General features: G+C 50.7%; 21 protein-coding genes and 1 tRNA gene. 3 read left to right on the top strand and 19 right to left on the bottom strand.

The genetic code is table 11. The features are described from left to right. The 12 genes from G549_RS21865 to secE form a co-directional block, all read right to left on the bottom strand. On the bottom strand, positions 1–89 hold an 89-nt coding region (locus G549_RS21865; RefSeq protein WP_036223564.1), incomplete at its 3' end, for a GTP-binding protein. Positions 90–139: 50 nt separating this feature from the next. Next, a complete protein-coding gene (gene fusA / locus G549_RS0117600; RefSeq protein WP_027836112.1) occupies positions 140–2,233 on the bottom strand; it encodes an elongation factor G in 2,094 nt (697 codons plus the stop codon). Between the two features lie 21 nt (positions 2,234–2,254). Further along, complete coding sequence (gene rpsG, locus G549_RS0117595) at positions 2,255–2,725, bottom strand: 30S ribosomal protein S7 (RefSeq protein WP_027836111.1); 471 nt, start codon at positions 2,723–2,725, stop codon at positions 2,255–2,257. Between the two features lie 14 nt (positions 2,726–2,739). Continuing rightward, positions 2,740–3,111: a 30S ribosomal protein S12 gene (gene rpsL, locus G549_RS0117590; RefSeq protein WP_027836110.1), complete on the bottom strand. Its 372-nt coding sequence runs from the start codon at positions 3,109–3,111 to the stop codon at positions 2,740–2,742. A 545-nt stretch (positions 3,112–3,656) separates the two neighbouring features. Next, on the bottom strand, positions 3,657–7,880 hold the full coding sequence (gene rpoC / locus G549_RS0117580) for a DNA-directed RNA polymerase subunit beta' (protein WP_027836108.1): 4,224 nt from the start codon (positions 7,878–7,880) through the stop codon (positions 3,657–3,659). Positions 7,881–7,979: 99 nt separating this feature from the next. Continuing rightward, on the bottom strand, positions 7,980–12,134 hold the full coding sequence (rpoB, locus tag G549_RS20970) for a DNA-directed RNA polymerase subunit beta (protein WP_036223555.1): 4,155 nt from the start codon (positions 12,132–12,134) through the stop codon (positions 7,980–7,982). Between the two features lie 199 nt (positions 12,135–12,333). Beyond that, the gene (gene rplL / locus G549_RS0117570) at positions 12,334–12,708 is read right to left on the bottom strand and encodes a 50S ribosomal protein L7/L12 (RefSeq protein ID WP_027836107.1); all 375 of its coding nucleotides are present in this window, start codon (positions 12,706–12,708) and stop codon (positions 12,334–12,336) included. Positions 12,709–12,762: 54 nt separating this feature from the next. Beyond that, positions 12,763–13,281: a 50S ribosomal protein L10 gene (rplJ, locus tag G549_RS0117565; protein ID WP_027836106.1), complete on the bottom strand. Its 519-nt coding sequence runs from the start codon at positions 13,279–13,281 to the stop codon at positions 12,763–12,765. 347 nt (positions 13,282–13,628) lie between these two features. Continuing rightward, positions 13,629–14,324, bottom strand: coding sequence for a 50S ribosomal protein L1 (rplA, locus tag G549_RS0117555; protein ID WP_027836105.1), 696 nt, complete (start codon positions 14,322–14,324; stop codon positions 13,629–13,631). A 5-nt stretch (positions 14,325–14,329) separates the two neighbouring features. Next, complete coding sequence (gene rplK / locus G549_RS0117550) at positions 14,330–14,758, bottom strand: 50S ribosomal protein L11 (RefSeq protein ID WP_027836104.1); 429 nt, start codon at positions 14,756–14,758, stop codon at positions 14,330–14,332. Positions 14,759–14,875: 117 nt separating this feature from the next. Beyond that, on the bottom strand, positions 14,876–15,406 hold the full coding sequence (gene nusG, locus G549_RS0117545) for a transcription termination/antitermination protein NusG (RefSeq protein ID WP_027836103.1): 531 nt from the start codon (positions 15,404–15,406) through the stop codon (positions 14,876–14,878). A 32-nt stretch (positions 15,407–15,438) separates the two neighbouring features. Continuing rightward, positions 15,439–15,633, bottom strand: coding sequence for a preprotein translocase subunit SecE (gene secE, locus G549_RS0117540; protein ID WP_027836102.1), 195 nt, complete (start codon positions 15,631–15,633; stop codon positions 15,439–15,441). Between the two features lie 282 nt (positions 15,634–15,915). Between secE and G549_RS0117535 the strand changes: the two genes are divergently transcribed. Continuing rightward, positions 15,916–16,575 (top strand): hypothetical protein, encoded by a 660-nt coding sequence (locus tag G549_RS0117535; RefSeq protein ID WP_027836101.1) that lies wholly within the window; start codon positions 15,916–15,918, stop codon positions 16,573–16,575. A 55-nt stretch (positions 16,576–16,630) separates the two neighbouring features. Here the strand turns inward: G549_RS0117535 and G549_RS20965 are convergent, their stop codons facing one another. Next, positions 16,631–17,515 carry a YHYH protein gene (locus G549_RS20965; RefSeq protein WP_051214103.1) on the bottom strand — a complete coding sequence of 295 codons (885 nt, stop codon included), beginning with the start codon at positions 17,513–17,515 and terminating at the stop codon, positions 16,631–16,633. Between the two features lie 100 nt (positions 17,516–17,615). Then, the gene (locus G549_RS0117525) at positions 17,616–17,960 is read right to left on the bottom strand and encodes a winged helix-turn-helix transcriptional regulator (protein ID WP_027836100.1); all 345 of its coding nucleotides are present in this window, start codon (positions 17,958–17,960) and stop codon (positions 17,616–17,618) included. A gap of 71 nt (positions 17,961–18,031) precedes the next feature. On the opposite strand from G549_RS0117525, the gene G549_RS0117520 reads away from it, so the two are divergent. Continuing rightward, entirely contained in the window at positions 18,032–18,325 is a 294-nt protein-coding gene (locus G549_RS0117520; protein ID WP_027836099.1) for a YciI family protein, read from the top strand. A 13-nt stretch (positions 18,326–18,338) separates the two neighbouring features. Here G549_RS0117520 and G549_RS0117515 read toward each other — a convergent pair. Both G549_RS0117515 and G549_RS0117510 read right to left on the bottom strand, forming a co-directional pair. Then, positions 18,339–18,414 (bottom strand) — tRNA-Trp (locus G549_RS0117515). 83 nt (positions 18,415–18,497) lie between these two features. After that, entirely contained in the window at positions 18,498–18,875 is a 378-nt protein-coding gene (locus G549_RS0117510) for an MAPEG family protein (RefSeq protein ID WP_027836098.1), read from the bottom strand. 277 nt (positions 18,876–19,152) lie between these two features. Between G549_RS0117510 and G549_RS21590 the strand changes: the two genes are divergently transcribed. Further along, positions 19,153–21,261 carry a phosphodiester glycosidase family protein gene (locus tag G549_RS21590; RefSeq protein WP_051214099.1) on the top strand — a complete coding sequence of 703 codons (2,109 nt, stop codon included), beginning with the start codon at positions 19,153–19,155 and terminating at the stop codon, positions 21,259–21,261. 64 nt (positions 21,262–21,325) lie between these two features. Here the strand turns inward: G549_RS21590 and G549_RS0117500 are convergent, their stop codons facing one another. From G549_RS0117500 to G549_RS21730, 3 genes are all read right to left on the bottom strand, one after another. Beyond that, positions 21,326–21,715, bottom strand: coding sequence for a hypothetical protein (locus G549_RS0117500; RefSeq protein ID WP_027836097.1), 390 nt, complete (start codon positions 21,713–21,715; stop codon positions 21,326–21,328). Between the two features lie 12 nt (positions 21,716–21,727). Next, positions 21,728–23,407 (bottom strand): methyl-accepting chemotaxis protein, encoded by a 1,680-nt coding sequence (locus tag G549_RS20955; protein WP_084634252.1) that lies wholly within the window; start codon positions 23,405–23,407, stop codon positions 21,728–21,730. A gap of 215 nt (positions 23,408–23,622) precedes the next feature. Next, on the bottom strand, positions 23,623–23,716 hold a 94-nt coding region (locus G549_RS21730; protein ID WP_156905579.1), incomplete at its 5' end, for an EF-Tu C-terminal domain-related protein.

Genomic DNA, 23,716 nt, shown 5'->3' with positions numbered 1-23,716 from the left:
GCTGTCAGGGTCGTCTTACCATGGTCAACGTGACCAATAGTCCCAATGTTTACGTGCGGCTTGTTCCGCTCAAACTTTTCCTTCGCCATATCGCTCTCTCCGTATTTCGTTCAGCGTAGTGCTGGCGTTTCAATTCAAATTAACCGGCGTGTTTCGCCATGACTTCATCAGCCACATTTTGTGGCACTTGCTCATAATGGCCAAACACCATCACAAAGTTAGCGCGACCTTGGCTCATAGAGCGCAAAGTATTCACATAACCGAACATGTTTGCCAAAGGCACGAAGGCGTCGATCACGGTCGCATTGCCGCGCACGTCTTGGCCTTGAACCTGCCCACGACGGGAGGTCAAATCACCGATGATTGAGCCGGTGTATTCTTCTGGGCTTACCACTTCAACCTTCATAATAGGCTCAAGAAGTTTTGGACCAGCTTGACGGATAGCTTCACGGAAGCCGGCACGACCGGCAATCTCAAAGGCCATCACAGAGGAGTCAACGTCGTGATATGCACCGTCGTTCAACACGAACTTCACGTCAACCAACGGGAAGCCTGCCAAAGGACCTGCGCCCATCACAGATTGGACACCTTTTTGAACACCTGGGATATATTCCTTAGGAACGTTACCGCCAACAACAGTGTCAGAGAAATCAAGGCCAACACCAGTTTCGCCAGGTTCAATAGTGAACTTGATGCGCGCAAACTGACCAGAACCACCTGATTGCTTCTTGTGTGTGTAATCGTGATCAACAGCGCGTGTAATCGTCTCGCGATAGGCAACCTGAGGCTGACCAACATTCGCTTCAACTTTAAATTCACGCTTCATGCGATCAACAAGAATATCAAGGTGAAGTTCGCCCATACCAGCAATAATTGTCTGGCCACTCTCTTCGTCTGATTTCACGCGGAAGCTAGGATCTTCGGCAGCCAAGCGATTAAGGGCCAAGCCCATTTTCTCTTGGTCAGCTTTAGATTTTGGCTCAACCGCAATCTCAATAACCGGATCAGGGAATTCCATGCGCTCAAGAATAACTTTTGCGTTCGGTGCGCAAAGCGTGTCACCAGTTGTGGTTTGCTTCAAACCAACAATCGCAACAATATCACCGGCATATGCCTCTTGGATCTGCTCACGGCTGTTAGAGTGCATTTGGAACATACGACCAACGCGCTCTTTCTTCTCTTTAACCGTGTTTTCCAACGCACCACCAGCTTCAAGCACACCTGAATAGATACGGCAGAACGTCAATGTACCCATGTGTGGGTCGTTCGCGATCTTAAAGGCAAGCATAGAAAGCGGTACTTCGTCAGAAGCTTCGCGAGAAACTTCTTCCTCAGTCGCGACGTCGATACCCTTAATCGCGGGAATATCAACAGGCGAAGGCAAGAAATCAACCACTGCATCAAGAAGAGGCTGTACGCCTTTGTTCTTAAAGGCAGAACCACAAAGAACTGGGAAGAACTGCACGTCAATTGTACCCTTACGGATCAACTGACGGATCTTATCATTGTCAGGCATGTCGCCTTCCAGATAAGCTTCCATAGCTTCTTCGTCGACCTCAACAATAGTCTCGATCATTTTCTCACGGAATTCGTCAGCACGATCCTTAAGGTCTGCAGGAATATCAACGATATCCCACTCAGCACCCAAGTTTTCACCCTGCCAAACGTAAGCTTTCATCTCGATCAGATCGACAACACCAGCAAAATCGTTTTCCGCACCAATAGGCAACTGGATTACAACAGGTGTTGCACCCAAGCGCTTCTTGATCATCTCTACTGAGTTGTAGAAATCAGCACCGATCTTGTCCATTTTGTTGACAAAGATCATACGAGGCACTTCGTACTTGTCAGCCTGACGCCAAACAGTTTCGGTTTGAGGCTCAACACCAGCGTTGGCATCAAGCAATGCTACCGCACCATCAAGCACCCGCAAAGACCGCTCAACTTCAATAGTGAAGTCAACGTGGCCTGGTGTATCGATGATGTTGAAGCGACGCTTTTTGCCATCACGACCTTCCCAGAAGGTTGTTGTGGCCGCAGAGGTAATTGTAATCCCCCGCTCCTGCTCTTGCTCCATCCAGTCCATGGTGGCCGCACCATCATGAACTTCACCGATTTTGTGGCTTTTGCCTGTATAGAACAAAATGCGCTCAGTTGTTGTGGTTTTACCCGCATCAATGTGCGCCATAATGCCGAAATTGCGATAGTCTTCGATCTTGTAATCGCGAGCCATGATCGTGATACCTTTAAAAACTTACCAGCGGTAATGTGAGAAGGCACGGTTGGCGTCTGCCATCCGGTGCGTATCTTCACGCTTTTTAACAGCCTGACCGCGACCGTTGAGTGCATCGAGCAACTCACCAGACAAACGATCGACCATTGTATTCTCACCACGTGCCCGTGCAGCAGAAATCAACCAACGAATGGCCAATGCTTGCTGGCGCTCAGTGCGCACTTCAACGGGAACCTGATAGGTTGCACCACCAACACGGCGAGAACGTACTTCAACCGCAGGACGCACATTGTCGAGGGCCTGATGGAACACCTCAACTGGGTCTTGCTTCGTACGCGATTCAACCGCATCGAATGCACCATATACAATACGCTCAGCAGCTGACTTTTTGCCATCTACCATGAGCGAATTCATGAATTTCGTAACGACGAGATCACCGAATTTAGGATCCGGGTTAATCTCACGTTTTTCCGCGCGATGCCGACGTGACATTGAACGTAAACTCCTTACTTAGGCCGCTTAGCGCCGTATTTAGAACGACGCTGCTTACGATCCTTGACGCTCTGGGTATCCAAAACGCCACGCAAAATATGATACCGCACACCAGGAAGGTCACGGACACGACCGCCACGAATAAGAACAACAGAGTGTTCTTGCAGATTGTGGCCTTCACCCGGAATATAAGAAATAACTTCACGTTGGTTGGTTAGACGCACTTTGGCGACCTTACGCAACGCTGAGTTAGGCTTCTTCGGGGTCGTTGTGTACACACGTGTGCAAACACCGCGTTTTTGCGGGTTTGCTTCCATAGCTGGAACTTTGTTCCGCTTTGGCTTCGCCTGCCGAGGCTTGCGGATCAGCTGATTAATGGTCGGCATATTGCTCGAACCTTCTTTCCATCCGTTCAAAACTCAATTCACCAGATCACAACAACCAAATGGCGCTCCCCATCGACCCGAAGGCTCGGCGGCACCATTATAAAACAGAGGATCGCTAGGCTGTTTACCCAGAGATCTTGTGTCTCGCAATTGTCGCGTCTGTTACCCGACGGTGTGTTTGAAGCATATGGGTAAGGACTTTTTTGTTAGCCGAAACCGATCAAATGCTTCACGACCTACCGCGAAGGTAGGGCGTTACTAAATCGAACCGGGCTCTACGTCAAGGGTTATCGCTGATTTTTTCAAATATGGCCGAAAAAACCGCCTTTAAGATCGTCTTAACGCCTACTTTGTCGGCATAGCCCAGTTTGGGGCAAAAATTGCCGACTTTTCGTCTGCAATAAAGGCTCATAATTGAATCAATTTGCCGCTGATTCAAGGCGCTGATTCCGTTGTGCACTGTTCATCAGAATCGATTCCCAAAAAATAAAGGGCGCCCGAATGGACGCCCTTTAAACACTTTAGCCATCAGACTGCAGTTTGAGCTATTCGCCCGCACCGTCAGTTGAGGTTTCCGCCGCAGCTTCAATGCGCAATGCATTCTTTGCCGCCAGCTCTTCCTCGGCCTGGCGCTGACGCTCGGCCAAGATGAGATCGTCACGTTTGGCAGCGATCTTCTGGGTTGCGGCGGTGAACGCCCCTGTACCCACTGGGATCAAACGACCAACAATGATGTTCTCTTTCAAGCCTTCAAGCGGATCAGCCTTGCCGCTCACCGCAGCTTCGGTCAACACGCGTGTCGTTTCTTGGAACGATGCCGCTGAGAAGAACGAACGGGTCTGCAAAGAAGCTTTGGTGATACCCAACAGAACCGGCACACCTTGTGCTGGCTTGCGGCCATCAGCTTCCAAACGCTGGTTCAACTCATCAAAGTCGATTTGGTCAATATGCTCTTCTTTGATCAAGCCTGAATCACCTGGATCAGTGATTTCAACTTTTTGAAGCATCTGACGCACGATCACTTCGATGTGCTTGTCGTTAATGCCCACACCTTGCAAGCGATAAACTTCTTGAATTTCATTGACCAAATATTTGGCCAACTCTTCAACGCCTTTAATCGCCAGAATATCGTGTGGAGCTGGGTTACCGTCCAACAAATACTCGCCACGCTCAATGGTGTCACCTTCTTGAAGGTGGAACGGCTTACCTTTTGGAATGAGATATTCCACAGGATCGCCACCCTCTTCATGAGGCTCAATCACAATGCGACGCTTGTTTTTGTAGTCACGACCAAAGCGGATGATACCGTCGATCTCTGCGATAATCGCATGATCTTTTGGACGACGCGCTTCAAACAATTCCGCAACCCGTGGCAAACCACCGGTAATGTCTTTTGTTTTCGCACTTTCCAAAGGCGTACGGGCGATAACGTCACCTGGGTTCACTTTTGAACCAGGATCAGCAGCAATCACCGCATCCACTGAGAGCAAGTAACGTGCGTCGCCACCACGGTCCAGCTTAACGGGCTTGCCGTCTTTGCCGGTAATGGCCAATGCAGGCTTCAAGTGCTCCCCACGTGGGTTTGAACGCCAATCGATCACCAAACGTTTGGTAAAGCCTGTGCTCTCGTCAGTTTGTTCAGAAACAGACGCACCCTCGACCAAATCTTCAAAGGCAATTTCACCTTCAACTTCAGCCAAGACCGGACGCACATATGGATCCCATTCAGCAATACGCTGACCAGCATCAACCTTTTCGCCAACCTTGATCCGCAACAACGCACCATAAGGCACCTTGTGTGTACCGCGCTCATTGCCATCATCATCTGAGATGGCAAGAACAAGGTTCCGGCTCATGTTAACGGTGCGCCCTTCACTATCCTCAGCCACTTGGCCAGACTTGATCGAGACAACACCAGAGTGGTTCGCTTCAATAAAGGAGCTATCCACCACCTGCGCTGTACCACCAATGTGGAAGGTCCGCATGGTCAATTGTGTACCAGGTTCACCAATAGACTGCGCCGCAATAACGCCAACCGCTTCGCCCATATTCACAGGGGTACCGCGGGCAAGGTCACGGCCATAACAGGTGCCGCAAACGCCTTGACGCTGCTTACAAGTCAACACTGAACGGATCTTGATCGACTGCACTTTGGCCGCCTCAATGCGCTCAACATCAGCTTCTTCAACCATCACGCCGCGCGCAACAATCACTTCACCTGATTTCGGATCAACTACATCCTCAGCCGTTGTACGGCCAAGCACGCGGCTGCCCAAAGACGCGATCACGTTACCACTATCGATGATAGGGGTCATGGTGAGGCCTTCTTCAGAACCACAATCCTTGTCGGTAATGATGCAATCTTGCGCAACGTCAACCAAACGACGAGTCAGGTAACCTGAGTTCGCAGTTTTCATCGCAGTATCCGCCAACCCCTTACGGGCACCGTGGGTCGAGTTAAAGTACTCGTTCACGGTCAAACCTTCTTTAAAGTTTGAGATAATTGGCGTTTCAATGATGCCGCCATCCGGACGCGCCATCAAACCACGCATACCAGCAAGCTGCTTCATTTGCGCTGGCGAACCACGCGCACCTGAGTGAGACATCATGTAAACTGAGTTGATCTGCTTTTGACGTCCGGTTTCTTCATCGATTTGAACCGAAGAAATCCGGCTCATCATCTCATCCGCAACCTTGTCACCACACTTGGCCCAAGCATCAACAACCTTGTTGTACTTCTCGCCGCGTGTGATCAAGCCGTCATTATACTGCTGCTCGAACTCTTCAACCTGCTTACGGGTTGTTTCGACAATACCCACTTTGGTGTCAGGGATAACCATGTCATCCTTACCAAACGAGATACCCGCCTTACACGCATAACGGAAACCGAGATCCATGACTTGGTCACAAAAGATCACTGTGTCCTTCTGCCCGCAACCACGATAAACCGTGTCGATCAACGCCGAAATCATCTTCTTCGTCATCAACTGGTTACATGCTTCAAATGGAACGTTCGGGCTTTTCGGCAGCAATTGCGCAATCATCATCCGACCTGGTGTGGTCTCGTGAATTTGGCTCACTTCATTACCATCCGCATCAATGGTCTTAAAACGACCCTTGATTTTGGTGTGCAATGTGATGACGCCGTTTTCAAGCGCATATTCAATTTCGCCCATATTGCCGAAGGCCATGCCCTCACCTGGCTCATTGTCATTCATCAATGAGAGGTAATAAAGCCCCAGAACAATATCCTGAGACGGCACGATAACCGGCGAACCGTTCGCAGGGTGCAAGATGTTGTTGGTAGACATCATCAATACACGTGCTTCCAACTGCGCTTCGAGCGACAATGGCACGTGAACGGCCATTTGGTCACCGTCAAAGTCAGCGTTAAACGCGGCACAAACCAATGGGTGCAGCTGAATGGCTTTACCTTCGATCAATGTCGGTTCAAACGCCTGAATGCCCAACCGGTGCAACGTCGGCGCACGGTTCAACATCACAGGGTGTTCACGGATCACTTCGTCCAAGATATCCCAAACTTCAGGACGCTCTTTTTCAACCAGCTTTTTCGCCTGCTTCACGGTTGAAGACAAGCCTTTGGCTTCAAGACGTGAATAGATAAACGGCTTGAACAATTCCAAAGCCATTTTCTTGGGCAAACCACACTGGTGCAGCTTCAATTCAGGACCAACGGTGATCACTGAACGGCCAGAATAGTCAACGCGTTTACCCAGCAAGTTCTGACGGAAACGGCCCTGCTTACCTTTGAGCATATCTGACAAAGATTTAAGCGGACGCTTGTTGGCGCCAGTGATGGTGCGGCCACGACGACCATTATCGAACAACGCATCAACAGATTCCTGCAGCATACGCTTTTCGTTACGGATAATGATGTCAGGTGCACGCAGCTCCATCAAACGCTTCAAACGGTTGTTCCGGTTGATCACGCGACGATAAAGGTCGTTCAAATCAGACGTTGCGAAACGGCCACCATCCAACGGCACCAACGGGCGCAATTCAGGTGGAATAACCGGCACAACAGTCATGATCATCCATTCAGGACGGTTGCCTGAAACGATAAAGTGCTCAACCACTTTCAAGCGCTTGCCGAGTTTTTTCGGCTTCAGCTCAGTTGTGGCTTCGGCAATTTCAACGCGCAATTCTGCGGCGAGTTTTTCCAACTCGAGCGCCGCAAGCATTTCGCGCACCGCTTCCGCACCAATCATCGCGGTGAAGGCATCGGCACCATATTCGTCTTGGGCGTCGATATATTCTTCTTCCGTGATCAACTGGTTCACAGCAAACGGGCTGAGGCCTGGCTCAATCACCACATAGTTTTCGAAATACAAAATCCGCTCAACATCTTTCAATGTCATATCGAGCAGAAGCGCGATACGGGATGGCAATGATTTCAAGAACCAGATGTGTGCAACTGGCGCGGCAAGTTCGATGTGGCCCATGCGTTCACGACGGACGCGTGACAAGGTGACTTCAACGCCACACTTCTCACAGATCACGCCTTTAAACTTCATGCGCTTATATTTGCCACACAAGCACTCATAGTCTTTTTGTGGACCAAAAGTACGCGCACAGAACAGACCGTCCCGCTCAGGCTTGAACGTACGATAGTTGATGGTTTCAGGCTTTTTGATCTCGCCATACGACCATGACAAAATTTTCTCAGGGCTCGCAATGTTGATCTTAACCTGATCAAACACTTGAGCTTGGGCCTGCGGATTGAAAAGATCCATGACTTGATGGTTCATTTTCCTGTCTCCTTTAATGCAGGGGTGGGATGAAATCGCCGCTCATCCTCAACCCGCTGCTAAAAATTAAGCGATTGAGTTACGTGTTCAGTCCGCGGCTTATTCAGCTGCATCCTGTGAAGACTCTTCAATAGCCTCCAACGCATCTCCGTCATCATCACCATCGTCTTCGCTGGAGCTCAATTCAACATTGAGACCAAGAGACCGGATTTCTTTGACCAACACGTTAAAGCTTTCTGGAATACCTGCTTCAAACGTATCATCGCCTCGTACGATCGCTTCATAGACCTTTGTGCGCCCTGCAACGTCATCTGACTTAACCGTCAGCATTTCTTGCAAGGTGTACGCTGCACCGTAAGCCTCAAGCGCCCAAACTTCCATCTCACCAAAGCGCTGACCACCAAACTGTGCCTTACCGCCCAATGGCTGCTGAGTCACAAGTGAGTATGGCCCGATAGAACGCGCGTGGATCTTATCGTCCACCAAGTGGTGCAATTTCAGCATGTAGATGTAACCCACGGTTACGTCACGGTGGAATTCTTCACCGGTACGGCCGTCGATCAAGCGAGATTGACCAGAACCTTCAAGCCCTGCCCGCTCTAGCATGTCTACAATGTCAGGCTCTTTGGCACCATCAAACACAGGTGTTGAAATAGAAACACCGTTTTGCAGATAGTCGGCCAAACGAACAACGCTGTCATCATCGAGATTTTCAACGTAGTCATCGTCTTTATAAACGTGGTTCAACTCATCACGCAGCGGGGTCACGTCTTTGGTTTCTGCACGACGATAAGTGTCATACATTTCACCAATGCGCTTGCCCATGCCGGCACAAGCCCAACCCATGTGTGTTTCAAGAATCTGACCAACGTTCATCCGGCTCGGCACGCCAAGCGGGTTCAAAACGATGTCTACTGGTGTGCCATCAGCCAAGTGAGGCATATCCTCGATTGGCATAATGCGAGAAACCACACCTTTGTTCCCGTGACGGCCAGCCATCTTATCGCCAGACTGGATCTTACGCTTAGTCGCAACGAAAACTTTGACCATCTTCATCACGCCTGGTGGCAATTCATCACCACGCTGTAGCTTATCAACCTTGTCAATAAAGCGCTGTTCAAGCTGTTTACGGCTGTCTTCATATTGGCCTTGAAGGGCTTCAATTTCAGACATGACCTTGTCGTCATCAACCGCAAACTGCCACCATTTAGAACGTGGATGCGCTTCGAAAATTGCATCGTTCAATTTGGTGCCTGCAACATAGCCTTTTGGCCCTGCTGTTGCTTCTTTGCCGAACAACATCTCTTTCAGACGTGCAAACACGTTCCGATCGAGAATGGACTGTTCGTCGTCGCGGTCTTTCGCCAAGCGTTCAATTTCTTCACGCTCAATGGCCATCGCACGTTCGTCTTTGTCGATACCGTGGCGGTTAAACACACGCACTTCAACAACAGTGCCTGCATCCCCAGGAGGAACACGCAATGATGTATCACGTACGTCAGAGGCTTTTTCACCGAAGATGGCACGCAACAGTTTTTCTTCTGGTGTCATTGGGCTTTCGCCTTTTGGTGTGATCTTACCCACCAAAATGTCACCAGCTTCAACATCAGCACCAATGTGCACGATGCCTGCTTCGTCCAAGTTTTTCAAAGCTTCTTCAGAAACGTTTGGAATGTCGCGTGTGATTTCTTCAGGACCCAATTTGGTGTCCCGCGCCATCACTTCAAATTCCTCAATGTGAATTGAGGTGAACACGTCATCCTTCACGATGTTTTCTGAAAGAAGGATCGAATCTTCGTAGTTGTAGCCATTCCAAGGCATAAACGCGACGAGCACGTTACGGCCAAGTGCCAAATCACCAAGATCGGTTGAAGGACCGTCAGCGATAATATCGCCAGCTTCAACATGGTCACCCACCACAACCAACGGACGCTGGTTGATGCAAGTTGACTGGTTGGAGCGTTGGAACTTCATCAAGGTATAGATGTCAACGCCGGTTTTAGATGCGTCTGTTTCTTCGGTTGCCCGAATAACAACACGTGTCGCATCCACCTGATCAACAATACCTGTCCGCTTCGCCACAATCGCAGCGCCAGAGTCACGGGCCACAACGGGCTCCATGCCTGTGCCCACAAATGGGGCTTGCGAACGCAACAACGGAACAGCCTGACGCTGCATGTTTGAACCCATCAAAGCGCGGTTCGCATCATCGTTTTCCAAGAATGGAATAAGCGATGCCGCAACCGAAATCACCTGTTTCGGGTTAACGTCCATCAAGTCGATATTTTCGCGAGGGATCAACATCACCTCACCTGCCCGACGGCCAGTGACCAGATCATTCTGGAATTCGCTGTCGTCTGTCAGTTTGGCGTTCGCCTGCGCAATGTTGTAACGCGCCTCTTCCATAGCGGAGAGGTAAACAACATCGTCAGTCACTTTACCGTCTTCCACCTTACGATAAGGGGTTTCGATAAAGCCATATTTGTTGACGCGGGCAAATGTCGCCAATGAGTTGATCAAACCAATGTTTGGACCTTCAGGCGTTTCAATCGGGCAAATCCGACCATAGTGGGTCGGGTGCACGTCACGCACTTCAAAGCCAGCACGCTCACGGGTCAAACCACCTGGCCCAAGCGCTGAAAGACGACGCTTGTGCGTAATCTCAGACAATGGGTTTGTTTGGTCCATGAACTGAGACAATTGTGATGAACCGAAGAATTCACGCACCGCAGCAGCCGCAGGCTTCGCGTTGATCAAATCCTGTGGCATCACAGTGTCGATCTCAACAGAAGACATGCGCTCTTTGATCGCGCGCTCCATGCGCAACAAACCAAGGCGGTAATGGTTTTCCATCAACTCGCCAACTGAACGCACACGACGGTTGCCAAGGTTGTCGATGTCATCGATTTCGCCGCGACCATCGCGCAGATCAACCAATGTGCGAACAACTTCAACAATGTCTTCTTTGCGCAATGTCCGCACAGTGTCTTCACACTCTACGTTCAAACGCATATTCATTTTCACCCGGCCAACAGCAGAAAGGTCATAACGCTCTGAATCAAAGAACAATGATTCAAACATCGCTTCGGCTGTTTCAACGGTGGGTGGCTCGCCCGGACGCATTACGCGATAAATATCGAACAGCGCATCTTCGCGGCTTTCGTTCTTATCCACCGCCAATGTGTTGCGCAAATAAGCACCGATGTTCACATGGTCGATGTCCAGCATTGGAATTTCGTCCAAGCCAGCTTCAACCAGTTTCTCGAGCAAATCAGCATCAAGCTCATCACCTGCTTCGGCATAGATTTCGCCGGTTTCAAGGTTGAGCAAGTCCTCAGCCACATAGCTGCCAAACAATTCGGCGTCTTCCACCAAAATGTGTGTCATGCCGCCTTCAGCCAATTTCTTCGCTGCACGTGCTGACAATTTCTTGCCCGCTTCATGCACAACGTCACCACTATCAGCGTCGATCAAATCAAATGCTGGCTTGGTGCCGCGGAACTTTTCCCATTCAAATGGCTGACGCCAGCCATTTTTGGTACGTTCGAATGAAATGGTGTTGTAATATGTGGCCAAAATTTCTTCAGCGTCCATGCCCAAAGCTTTGAGCAATGAAGTCACTGGAATCTTACGACGACGGTCGATACGGGCGAAAACAATGTCTTTCGCATCGAATTCGAGGTCGAGCCATGAACCACGGTAAGGAATGATCCGCGCCGCAAACAATAATTTGCCTGAAGAGTGCGATTTACCTTTATCGTGATCGAAGAACACACCAGGTGAACGGTGCATTTGAGAAACGATCACACGCTCGGTGCCGTTCACAACAAATGTGCCGTTAGATGTCATAAATGGCATATCGCCCATATAAACATCTTGTTCTTTAATGTCTTTAACGGACCGTGCGCCGGTCTCTTCATCAACTTCAAATACGATCAGACGCAAAGTCACTTTCAGCGGCGCCGCAAAGGTCATATCGCGCTGACGACATTCGTCTACATCATATTTTGGTTGTTCAAAATCATAGGACACAAAGTCCAATGACGCCGTATTGGCAAAATCTGTGATCGGGAAAACCGACTTAAAAACAGATTGCAAACCCTCGTCGGCGCGCCCGCCATCGGGTTTGTCGACCAATAGAAATTGATCGTAAGAAGCTTTTTGAACTTCAATGAGATTTGGCATCTCCGTGACTTCACGAATGCTGCCGAAGGACTTCCGTACCTTACGTCGACCATTATAGGTGGTGGCCATGCCCGCTCCTATGCTTTTTAAAATGCCTGAAGGGCAAGTGTCCAGAACACCGACAATCAGCCGACGGTGCTCGGGACATCTGCCCTCATATCAAGGTTTCCGCAACTTCGTCTGATTTGGTTAACAAATCAAACCTATATGCTGAATTACGCCAGCAAATTCGGGTGGCAAACCGCGAAGGCTCGCCACCCAAAAAGAACTATTTAAGTTCGACTGAAGCGCCTGCAGCTTCGAGCTTTGCTTTAAGCTCTTCGGCTTCTGCTTTCGCAACGCCTTCTTTAACAGGCTTAGGTGCGCCTTCAACAAGATCTTTAGCTTCTTTCAAGCCAAGACCTGTGATGCCGCGAACTTCTTTAATCACGTTGATTTTCTTGTCGCCTGCACCAGTAAGAATGACGTCAAATTCGTCTTTCTCTTCTGCAGCAGCACCGCCAGCGTCGCCACCGGCTGCAGCAACTGCAACAGGAGCAGCAGCTGACACGCCCCATTTTTCTTCAAGCATTTTTGACAATTCTGAAGCTTCAAGAACTGTAAGGGCAGATAGGTCTTCAACGAGCTTTTCTAGATCAGCCATTGTATTCCTCTTTTGTGTTTAAATGTTTCGAACCGTGGGTGGTTGCGAAGCGCCTTATGCCGCTTCGCCCTTTTGTGAATATGCCGAGACCACGCGGGCAACTTGACCGCCTGGAGCTTGAAGAACAGATGCAATCTTGGCAGCAGGCTGTGTAAGCATACCAGCAAGTTTCGCACGTAGTTCATCAAGAGATGGCAATTCTGACAATGCTGCAACGCCAGCGGCGTCCAGTTTCGTTTCGCCCATTGCGCCGCCCAAAATAACCAATTTATCATTGGTCTTGGCGAACTTGGCAGAGATTTTCGCTGCCGTAATGGGGTCTTCCGAATATGCCAGAACAGTCGGACCAGTGAGATATTCACTGAAATCCGCAATCTCTGCATTTTCAAGAGCGAGCTTGGCAAGGCGGTTTTTCGCAACCTTGACCTGACCACCTGCCTGTTTCATCTGCACGCGCAGATCTTCCATGTCGGCAACTGACAAGCCTGAGTAATGAGCTACGACGACAGAACCTGACGCATTAAATGCATCGTGCAATGACGAGACGAGCTCACGCTTTTCCGCTTTATCCACTGCTTCTCTCCACTTTAAAGCCCGGAATAATTCCGAACTATTTGCAGATTTGCTGCTTGTTTAAGCATTGGCCGAAACCAAACTTCCCCAAGCAACGGTGAAATGCCTGTAGATCAGCGGCAATAACGCCAAACCAATCCGGTTCGAACCAAACACACATGGCTTAACGCCAAATCTGTTTCATTCTCACCCCATCTATTGCAGGCTTTTATCGATTAAGCACCAAAGGTGCACCCACAGTCTCGGACAGGACTTTAAGGAACCCAATTTCTCGGGTTCCTCCATCAGGCTTTCGCCTGAAACTTTGATGCGCGCAACATCAGCCACGCGTATATGTTGGCGTTCAATTAGCCTTGAACGCTTGAAACGTCAATATGCACGCCTGGGCCCATTGTCGAAGACAACGCCACACGACGGATATATGTGCCTTTTGCACCAGCAGGTTTTGCTTTTGAAACAGCGTCAGCAAAGGCCTTGATGTTTTCAACCAATTTGGCTTCATCAAATGAGGCTTTGCCTACACCAGCATGCAAAATACCAGCTTTTTCAACGCGGAATTCAACTGAACCAGCTTTAGCAGCTTCAACAGCAGTTTTCACGTCAGGTGTCACTGTGCCCACTTTTGGGTTTGGCATCAGGTTACGAGGACCCAAAACTTTACCCAAACGACCGACCAAAGGCATCATGTCTGGTGTTGCGATACAGCGATCAAAGTCGATATTGCCTTTTTGAACTTCTTCAACAAGGTCTTCTGCACCAACAATGTCTGCACCAGCAGCTTTAGCTTCGTCAGCTTTCGCGTCACGTGCAAAAACAGCAACACGTACGTCACGGCCTGTGCCGTTAGGCAGTGAAACAACGCCGCGAACCATTTGGTCAGCGTGACGAGGGTCAACGCCCAAGTTCATCGCAACTTCGATGGTCTCGTCGAATTTAGCGCCAGCATTGCTTTTTACCAAAGCAACAGCTTCGCTCAAATCATAAAGCTTCTTACGATCAACTGCTTCGCGGGCAGCTCTAGTCCGTTTACCAAGTTTGGCCATATCGCTTACTCCGCTACCGCTAGACCCATGGACCGAGCAGAACCAGCAATTTGAGCCATTGCCGCTTCAACTGTATCCGCATTCAGGTCTTTCATTTTCTTTTCTGCAATGTCGCGCAACTGATCTTGTGTGATCGTGCCAGCTACATCGTGACCAGGCTTTTGTGAGCCGCTTTTCAGGCTCAAAGCTTGTTTCAAGAAATAGCTTACAGGCGGCATCTTCATCTCGAAAGTGAAGCTCTTATCCGCAAAAATGGTGATCACAACCGGAACCGGCGCGCCTTTATCCATTTCCTGCGAAGCCGCGTTAAACGCTTTACAGAATTCCATGATGTTCAACCCGCGCTGACCTAGCGCAGGGCCGATTGGAGGTGACGGCGTGGCGCTGCCCGCCGGCACTTGAAGCTTGAGATAGCCTTCAATCTTTTTTGCCATTTGTCGTGCCTTTATTTAGTTGACCTCAAAGTGAGACCGATTTAACGACAGTGCGGTCACGAGGTTGAATGCATTGATGTGGCAACACCAACACCCTCTCCCGCACCATTCAAATGATCAGAGCTTTTCAACCTGACCATATTCCAACTCAACCGGGGTCGCCCGGCCGAAGATAGAAACTTCAACTTTAAGCCGCGCGCGCTCTTCATCAACCTCTTCAACCAAGCCGTTAAAGCTTGCAAAAGGACCATCAGAAACACGCACTTGCTCGCCGACCTCAAAGCTAACAGAAGGCTTGGGACGCTCAACGCCCTCTTGCACCTGAGTTAGAATGGATTGGGCTTCTTTTTCCGAAATCGGGATTGGCTTGTGATCAGAACCCAAAAAGCCTGTGACTTTCGGTTGGTTCTTGATCAAATGGAATGTCTCATCCGTCAATTCCATTTTCACCAAAACATAGCCAGGGAAGAACTTGCGCTCTGCATCGACTTTACGTCCGCGGCGCACTTCCACCACTTTCTCGGTGGGCACCAACACCTCATCAAACAAATGATCAAGCCCCGTGCTCGCCACTTTTTCTTTGATGGATTCCGCAACCTTACGCTCAAAATTTGAGTAGGCCTGGACAATGTACCAGCGCTTTGCCATGCGTTTAAAACCTTACCGCTTTTAGTTAAACCTCAGCCTAAGCTGAGCAACAATCCAACAACCCATGAATTAATCTGATCCGCCGCCAAGAAAAACAGGCTGGCCAATGTGATCATGATCAAAACCATAACAGTTGAAATCAATGTTTCGTTACGGGTTGGCCAAACGACTTTCGTAACCTCTGCGCGAACTTGCTGCAAAAATGTAAAAGGATTCGTCCGTGCCATATCTTATCCTGACTGTTCAAACTGTGACTTTTCAACGGCTTACAGCCGTTTCTTCACAAATACAGATACCCATAACCAAATAGCCGCGCGAAAGTCCCGCACGGCTGGTTGCGCCTACATAGCCCTATCCCCATCAAAACGCAACCCTTTTACTGCCAATTTCTCATCAGGTGAAGCGGGCAATACGCCCCACATTTTCATCACCTAAATATCACGTTCAGTCTCAATTCAGCTTCACTTTTGCATGTTTGCCCCACATCGAGGAAATGCAAAGGGAAACTCATGAAACATACATTCAAAAAACTGGCAGCGTTCGGGCTGATCGCCGCCCTCACCGCACCAACAGCTTCTTATTCAGCGGATTGGATTGAATCTGTCTCCATCAGCATGAATGGTATCGACATTGTGCCAATCGAAGTCAATTCCAATGGCAGCGAATATACCAGCATCAAAACCAACAGCCATCGCTTTATCTTTAAGCTTAGGGCACGCGCCACCAACGGCGAACGCATCGTTGCTGCTGCGCTGGGTACTTTGCAGGCAACAGATTATTTTGAAGCACAAGGCCCCGGCGAATGGATCAAACGCTTCACCGGCCGCGATGTTGGTTCAGGCAGCCTCCGCACTTGGGAAATTGGTTATGATCCACATATTCCAGTTTCTAAACTCAACTGGGTTGGCAAAGATCCTGTTGAACGGTGCAATGCTTTGCTTGCCAGCAAGCGCCAACAAGGCAGCTCGCGGTTTAGCGTGCTCAATCAAAAGCAAATGACCACGGCCTATGCCTATTTTAAGCTGGACGCCGTCGCTGCACGCAAACGCAAGGCGAAAAACAACAGCTGGTCTATTTCCAGCACCACCCAGCAAGCAGCCTCAATGCACTACAAAGTGCAAGTCACCTGCTTGCCGAGCAGCACAATGGTCGACAAGATCACCAACTAATGTAAACGCGCCGCTGCCCGCAAAAAAGTCATTGTGGGCAGCGGTAAGTTCACCTTCACCGCCCCCGCACCGGCGTGCCTGCAAAGCAGCCAAGCGTATAGGGATATTCATCGGTCAGATGATAATGATACATCGTCACAAGCTGCCCATCCCAGTTTACTGCGCCAACATGCCCATGGCAGGCATCTAAATCCGCATTGCTCAAATGCGCGCCGTCGCGATCCTGATTGCCGTAAATACCAAATCCATCCAGCGCATAACCGATCAGGCCACTATGCTTTCCCGGTCCCGGGTCCTGCTCAATCATGCAATCGGACCCATTATGATAATGATATTGGCCGCGCCGCTCTGGGTGGCCGCCACATTCATCCTGAATTTCGTGGGCTGGCGCGTCATCGCCACGGGCATCCAACGCGTTATAAATCGCCGCACCAGTAAGTGCGACACCAATCATACCCATCGGCACACAGGACGCACGCGAGGCAAGCTCGGGGTTAGCTGGCAGTTCCAAATTGATCGATTGCGATCGAATTGAATTGGGGTTGCGATCATAACGATAAGCATCATCATTGCGCTGCACGGGATAAACGCCCGTCCCATGGCTCGGCAAATTATTGGCCCGGATTTGGCGGGTGTTGCCTGAAAGCTGGACTTTGATCTGCGCATTGGACCAGACCACATCGCCATCAACTGTTGGTTTCAGCTCTGGATACCAATAATCACCTTTGATCCACGCGCCACTGCCCCGCGCACCGGGCGCATTGGGGTTAAAGCGTGTTTTGCAGGAATAGACATGGTCTTGCTTGGGCTGGCTGGACACTTGTCCATTCCCGAGCGGCAATTTGGTTTCATGGGCTGAAGCGGGAAGTGATGTGAAATTGGTCATCACGAGAAATGCGGCGATCCCGGCGCCTAAATGCTTGTTTTTAGAACTGGTCATTTCAGTTATCTTTCTCGCCCCTTGCGACAAAGATACGAAAACTCCAGCCAAGAACCTAGTTAAGCTTTTGTCATAAAATGAACTTTTGGTAACAAATCAATCAATCGCTTTCGGATGTCCTGTCCAACGCCTCGACCCAATCAGCCGACCAGGCACGCAACGGATCAAGCCGATCCATCAACTCTTGCCCCAAATCCGTCAGCACATATCCGCCCTCGCCCACACCAATCAACTGCACCGCTTGCAGTTGCTTGATCCGGCCATTCATCACGGATGGCGAAACCCCACCGCATTGCGCCTGCAAAGCGCGAAAAGTAAGCGGCCCAGCCCGCAGCTCCCACATAATGCGCATGTTCCACTTGCGCCCCAAAATATCAAAGAGCGCCATAATGGGCACGCCGCTGGTTGAACCCCGCACAGATTGGTTAGGTAAAACGCTAGACATATCACCGCTTCTATATTAGTAGCACTATCGCTACCGAAAAAGTAGCATCGATATCCAGCAAAGGCAATCCAATGTTTCTAATCGACTTTCATTTCAATGATCTTGACGCGCTCACCCCGGAACGGACCGCAGCCCACCGCAAACATCTGGGCGCCGCATATGAACAGGGTGATTTAATGTTCGGTGGCCCCAAAGTGCCGCGCACGGGGGGAATCATCTTGTCCACCCACGCCACCGAGGCGGCGCTGCGCACCTTGCTGGACACCGACCCATTGGTCCAAGCCAAGTTGGCCAGCTACACCATTACCGAGTTCACGCCAATATTGGCGTCACCAGCACAAAGCCACGTGATCCAGCAAATCTGATATGTTTGGAAAATGGCAGGGGCGGAGAGACTCGAACTCACGACCCTCGGTTTTGGAGACCGATGCTCTACCAACTGAGCTACACCCCTGCAAATCGGCAAAAAAGCCGCTGGCATGGTCTAATGCCAACGGCGCATTCTTTCAAGTCCATTTATGTGCTTTTTTGAAATTTCTATCCAAAAAGTGGCAAGGCCATCATGATCAGGCCGACAAATCCAGCCACCCACACAATTGAACGCAACCATGGCACGGCCAGAATATAGGAGATCACATAGATCACACGTGCGGCCAAAAACACTTCCGCCCCAACCAGCGCATCCACTTCATGCCCCTGAACGATCACCAAAATCGCCAGTGGCAAAAACAGAAACAGACTTTCCTTTAGATTGCTGAGCGCCCGTTCAGCCCGCTGCCCAGCCTGCGGCAACGAAGGCAAATCATCACGACTGCCAACATATCGGTTCAAGCCAATTTGCGAGAACCGCACTATCGCGGGCGTAAAAAGCTGCACCAGGTACAGCGCAAGCACAGCCAAAATCATGTTTATCATAACGAATCTCCTCGGGCGCATAGCCAGTTTTACTTAGGCTCACAATCCGCTTGTTTACATACATAGTTGGGCCAACTGTCCAACCACCTGCCCATGGTCAATAACTGACATGCAAATCGCCAAACTGAATCAGGCGAACGAATTGCGGCTGTAATCAGGATAGTCAAATCAACACCAATAACCAATCTCTACTTTTACAGCGGGTCCGGCATATTTCAGTCAAAAACGGGGCCCTACGCGCGATAATTACTTCATATGAATTTTGAGAGGATATTTTATGTCTTTATTCAACTGGAAAAGCGTCGGCGTTTGCGCGTTGCTTTCCGCAATGGCTCTGGGCGCCCCCGCCTTCGCGGCCGACCCGAACGGCTCACGCTATGACGATTGGTCACAAAACGAAGTGTGGCTCGCCCACTATGGTCGGTACACCGATAGCGGCTGGGTCTCTTCCAAATACCCTCGGATGTTTGGCGACATAAATGGCGACGGCATGCAGGATGTCGTCGCATTCGGCCAAACCGGCGTTTACATCGGCATTTCGAACGGCACGTCCTTTATCAATGACTCTAATGTGTGGGTCAGCGCCTTCGGCTATGGGGATGGCTGGCGCGTGGGCACCGATCCGCGCTTTACCGCAGATATGAACGGTGACGGAAAAGACGATTTGGTCGGCTTTGGCAATGATGGCGTCTATGTCGCCATTTCCACGGGCACATCCTTCAATGCCGCCACCAGATGGTCCGATCAGTTTGCCAGCTCCGTTTGGCCAAACAGCAATTGGATTCGCACACTTGGCGATGTCAATGGCGATGGCCATCCGGATGCGGTGGGCTTCGGCACAGACGGTGTTTATGTGGGCTTAGCTGATCCTACAAACAGCAAGTTTGGCGATGCCACCAGGTGGATCGAGAATTATGGTACTGATCAAGCGTGGAACACGACAGAATATACCCGCCTGCTTGCTGATGTGAACGCGGACGGCAAGGACGACATCATCGGATATGGCATTCAAGGCACCTATGTGTCCCTCGCCCAATCCAACAACACGTTCAATGCGGCCAGCTTAGTGGTGGCCAATTTTGGTTCGGACCAAATGTGGAGTAATGCCAAACATTTGCGCACCGCAGCAGATGTGAATGGTGATGGTAAAGCCGATTTGGTCGGTTTTGGTGATACGGCAACCTATGTCGGTTACTCCAACGGCACCAACACGGCCAATTCATGGACATTCGCGACCCTGACCGACCAGTTTAGCCTCGGGAGCGGCTGGACCAATGACGGCACGCTGCGCATCATGACAGATGTAAATTCGGACGGTAAAGCCGACATTGTAGGCTTCAATGCCCCGGGCATGCAGGTAGCCCTGGCACAAGGACAAGATCAGGACGTAACCTATTCCACAGCAAAGCAGTGGGTAAATGATTTTGGCTCTAACCAGGCATGGGTGGTTGGCGAAAGCCCTCGTTTCATGGTGGACGTGAATGGTGACGGACGGCCCGAACCGGCAGGCTACGGCTATTATGGCGTCTATGTATCTGCATCCGCCTCGCTCTATTGCTGTGACAAGGTGAACTTTCTAGATACCGGTTCCAATCCGCCAAACAAGCAGGTTGATGGCGCATGGATTGGCCGCACATATTTGCCGCGGGCCCAACTGGTGCTCAATGCACCGAACAAACCGACCACCTGCGAAAACAATCCCACCTATAAAAATCCGGTGGAACCGATTGTCGCCAACAGCACAGGTTATGGTCCTTGGAGCAACCAATACTCAGCCCGGCTTTTCATCAACGCCAACTTCTTCGACATCAATGCGGGCAATCCCTATACAACGCCCTGCACAACGGCTTTGGGCTGGACCATCGGCAACACCGAAACCGTTTCAACTTACGGAACCGTGCACGGCGGCGCCACGCAAACCATGGCGTTTTTCACCCCCGCTCACGCGCAATCAACCGGCATATATGCTGAAATCCTGGGCAACAACGCCGTGTCGTCCCAGCGGGACAACATCCAAAATGCGGTGTCTGGCTTCACCTTGGTATCGGATGGCCAGTTTAACGACCAATCAAGCGGCATTGCCCCAACAACCAACCGCGCCCGCGCGGGCATTGGCCTGACGCAAGACGGCAAAACGCTGATCTTGGCCATAGTGAACAATGGCAATGATGGTGGCACCTACCCCAATGGTGGCACAACCCTCAAAGGGCTGGCAGATTTATTGATTGCCAACGGCGCCTACTCCGCCCTCACCCTTGATGGGTCCGGCTCTTCACAGCTCGTCTTTAGCAATGGTGCTGTAACCTACAAATCAGTGGGCAGCGACAACGCCCAGGGCGGCACTCATCAATATCGGCCAGTGCCGATATTCCTCGGGGTCCGATAAACACGAAAAAAAGGCGGTCCCACGGGGCCGCCTTTCATTCTGCCAAACTCTAAACATTTACGGGTTAGCCCGCTGCCGCAGTGGCCCAACTCTTTTCGTCAGAAATTGGTCCACAAATTCCATTTGCCGCAAGAAAGAACAGCGCGCCAAGTTCGTCAAGCCGCGCACGTGTCGTTGCATCATCCACCTTTACAACATGAATATTGGCAATGCGGCTCGGCGCAACATAATAAGCACCCGACGCAACAATACGCGACATATAGTCGGCATCACTTTGGAAGGGCGGGAACACAACCGCCATTTCTCCCGTCTCCGGCGCTTTGGCTAATCCTACGACGCCGAAACCAAACATGACCACCATCAAGGCCATCGCTGGCAGAAAGGCGCGCAAACCGCCACGGTCACTGTCCGATTGCGGTGGGCGCTCATCCTGATGGAAACCTTGGTCGTTCATTCAGTTTCGCCCCTAAGAGGCTTTTGACATTTTAGTGGGCATCGCCGCCTGTCCGGACACACGGAACACGTCGACAATTTGGTCAAGCTCTGCAGTCTGAGCTTCTGTTTGCTCAATGGCTGCATTGGTCTCTTCCACCAAGGCGGCGTTATGCTGGGTCATTTCTTCCAACTGCTGCATCGAGCTTGTCACACCTTCAATCGAAGAAGCCTGCGTTTCGCTGTGCTCAGCAATGTCTTCCATCAACCCGGTCATTTCCCGCACAGCCTCAACAATACCAGTCAGGCTTTCAGATGCTTGCGATACCAATTGTGTCCCGCCATTCACTTCGCTGGCCGATTGCTCAACTAGCGCTTTGACGTCCGACGATGCTTCCGCAGCCGATTGCGCCAAGCGTCGCACTTCAACGGCGACCACCGCAAAGCCCTTGCCTGCTTCACCTGCCCGTGCCGCCTCAACAGAAGCATTCAAAGCCAGCAGGTTCGTTTGGAACGCAATGTCATCAATCAGCGAGATGATTTCTGAGATCTTGCTGGAGGCGGTCGTGATCCGGCTCATCGCTTCATTGGCATGCGCCATTACTGAAGCCCCCTCATCCGCCGTGCTTTGCGCTTTTCGCGCTGACCCGCGTGCATTTTGTGCCTTAGTCGCATTTTCGGCAACGGTTTCCGACATTTTGAACATCGCATTAGAGGTCTGCTCCAATGTGGTCGCCTGCCGGGTGGTGCGCTCATTCAAATCGACAACACCAGAAAGAATGTCGCTGGTTGCCGCGCGCAGCGTGCCCGAAGTTTGCTTAAGCTGACCAATAACCTCCGACAAATTATCTGCCACGCGATTTGTATCGCGCTTTAGTTTGTCAAACGCACCATGGTACGAACCCGTCATACGCTGTGTGAGGTCAGCATCGGCAAGCGCCGACAACACGCGCCCGGTCTCCGACACGCCGCGATCCACCTCTTGCACCAATGTGTTGATGCCTTCTGCGAGCTTGTTCAACGATTCATTGTTGAACTCGCTTTTAACGCGATGGGAGAAATCCCCCTTGCTGGCAGACGCAACAACTTCACCGAACTCTTGCTGCAGCGCCTCGAGCATGCGCGTACGCTCTGCGCGGTTGGCTTCCGATTTGCGTGCATCTTCTTCACTCATCACCCGAACTTGGTCTGCTTGCGCAGCGGCTTCTTCGGATTTGCTATCCGCAAACGCCAAAAGCTTTGTTGTGTTCCATGTCATCCACACCAGGGCCACAGCTTCAAAAACAAGCACCACAGCATGCAACAACACACGACCGAGCGAGCCACCGCCGTAAAACACCAAGGATTCAAATGTGAGGCCAAGCCCCAAATGGTGAACGGCTACGACCGTGGCACCAACCAGGATTGCGCGAAAGTCATAAAGCAAGGCGCAAACCGCAAGGGCGGCAAAAAAGGTCATGTGCATATCGATTTGGTAAAATTGCCCCTGTGTGGCAATCAACAGGGCAATCACCTGCGCCATCATCACGGTTACAGCGAGATAGCGAAAAGCGGGTGAAGTGCGGTTCCAAAGATAAGCCCCGGCAAGCGAAAGCAGGCCAACGAATGCCAAGCCCGTGCCCAAACCAAAACCACCTTGGACGAAATATTCCACAACGGCCACACACAGCGAAAGAACCAAGGACGCAATCGAAATCACAACCGTCCCTCTCATGCGCAAATCATCTACGGTCAATGCTGCAACTCCCAGTCAAATTCAAACTTAATGATGTTTAAAAAAAGAATGGATTTAACTCGTGAAGAATGTGTTACGCGGCAGCCCAAATCCGCGCCCTTTTCGTACACACACTGTTGCGATAAATGCGAACAAACAAAAAAGGCGGCCCAAAATGGACCGCCTTTCAAAATGCGATTGGTCTTTTAAAAAGACTACTCGATGATTTTGGCGACGACGCCGGCGCCAACAGTGCGGCCACCTTCGCGGATAGCGAAGCGCAATTGCTCTTCCATCGCGATCGGCACG

Origin of the sequence: Maritalea myrionectae DSM 19524, assembly GCF_000423365.1 — a bacterium.
Classification (GTDB): domain Bacteria; phylum Pseudomonadota; class Alphaproteobacteria; order Rhizobiales; family Devosiaceae; genus Maritalea; species Maritalea myrionectae.
This window is presented reverse-complemented; position numbering and strand designations above follow the sequence as displayed.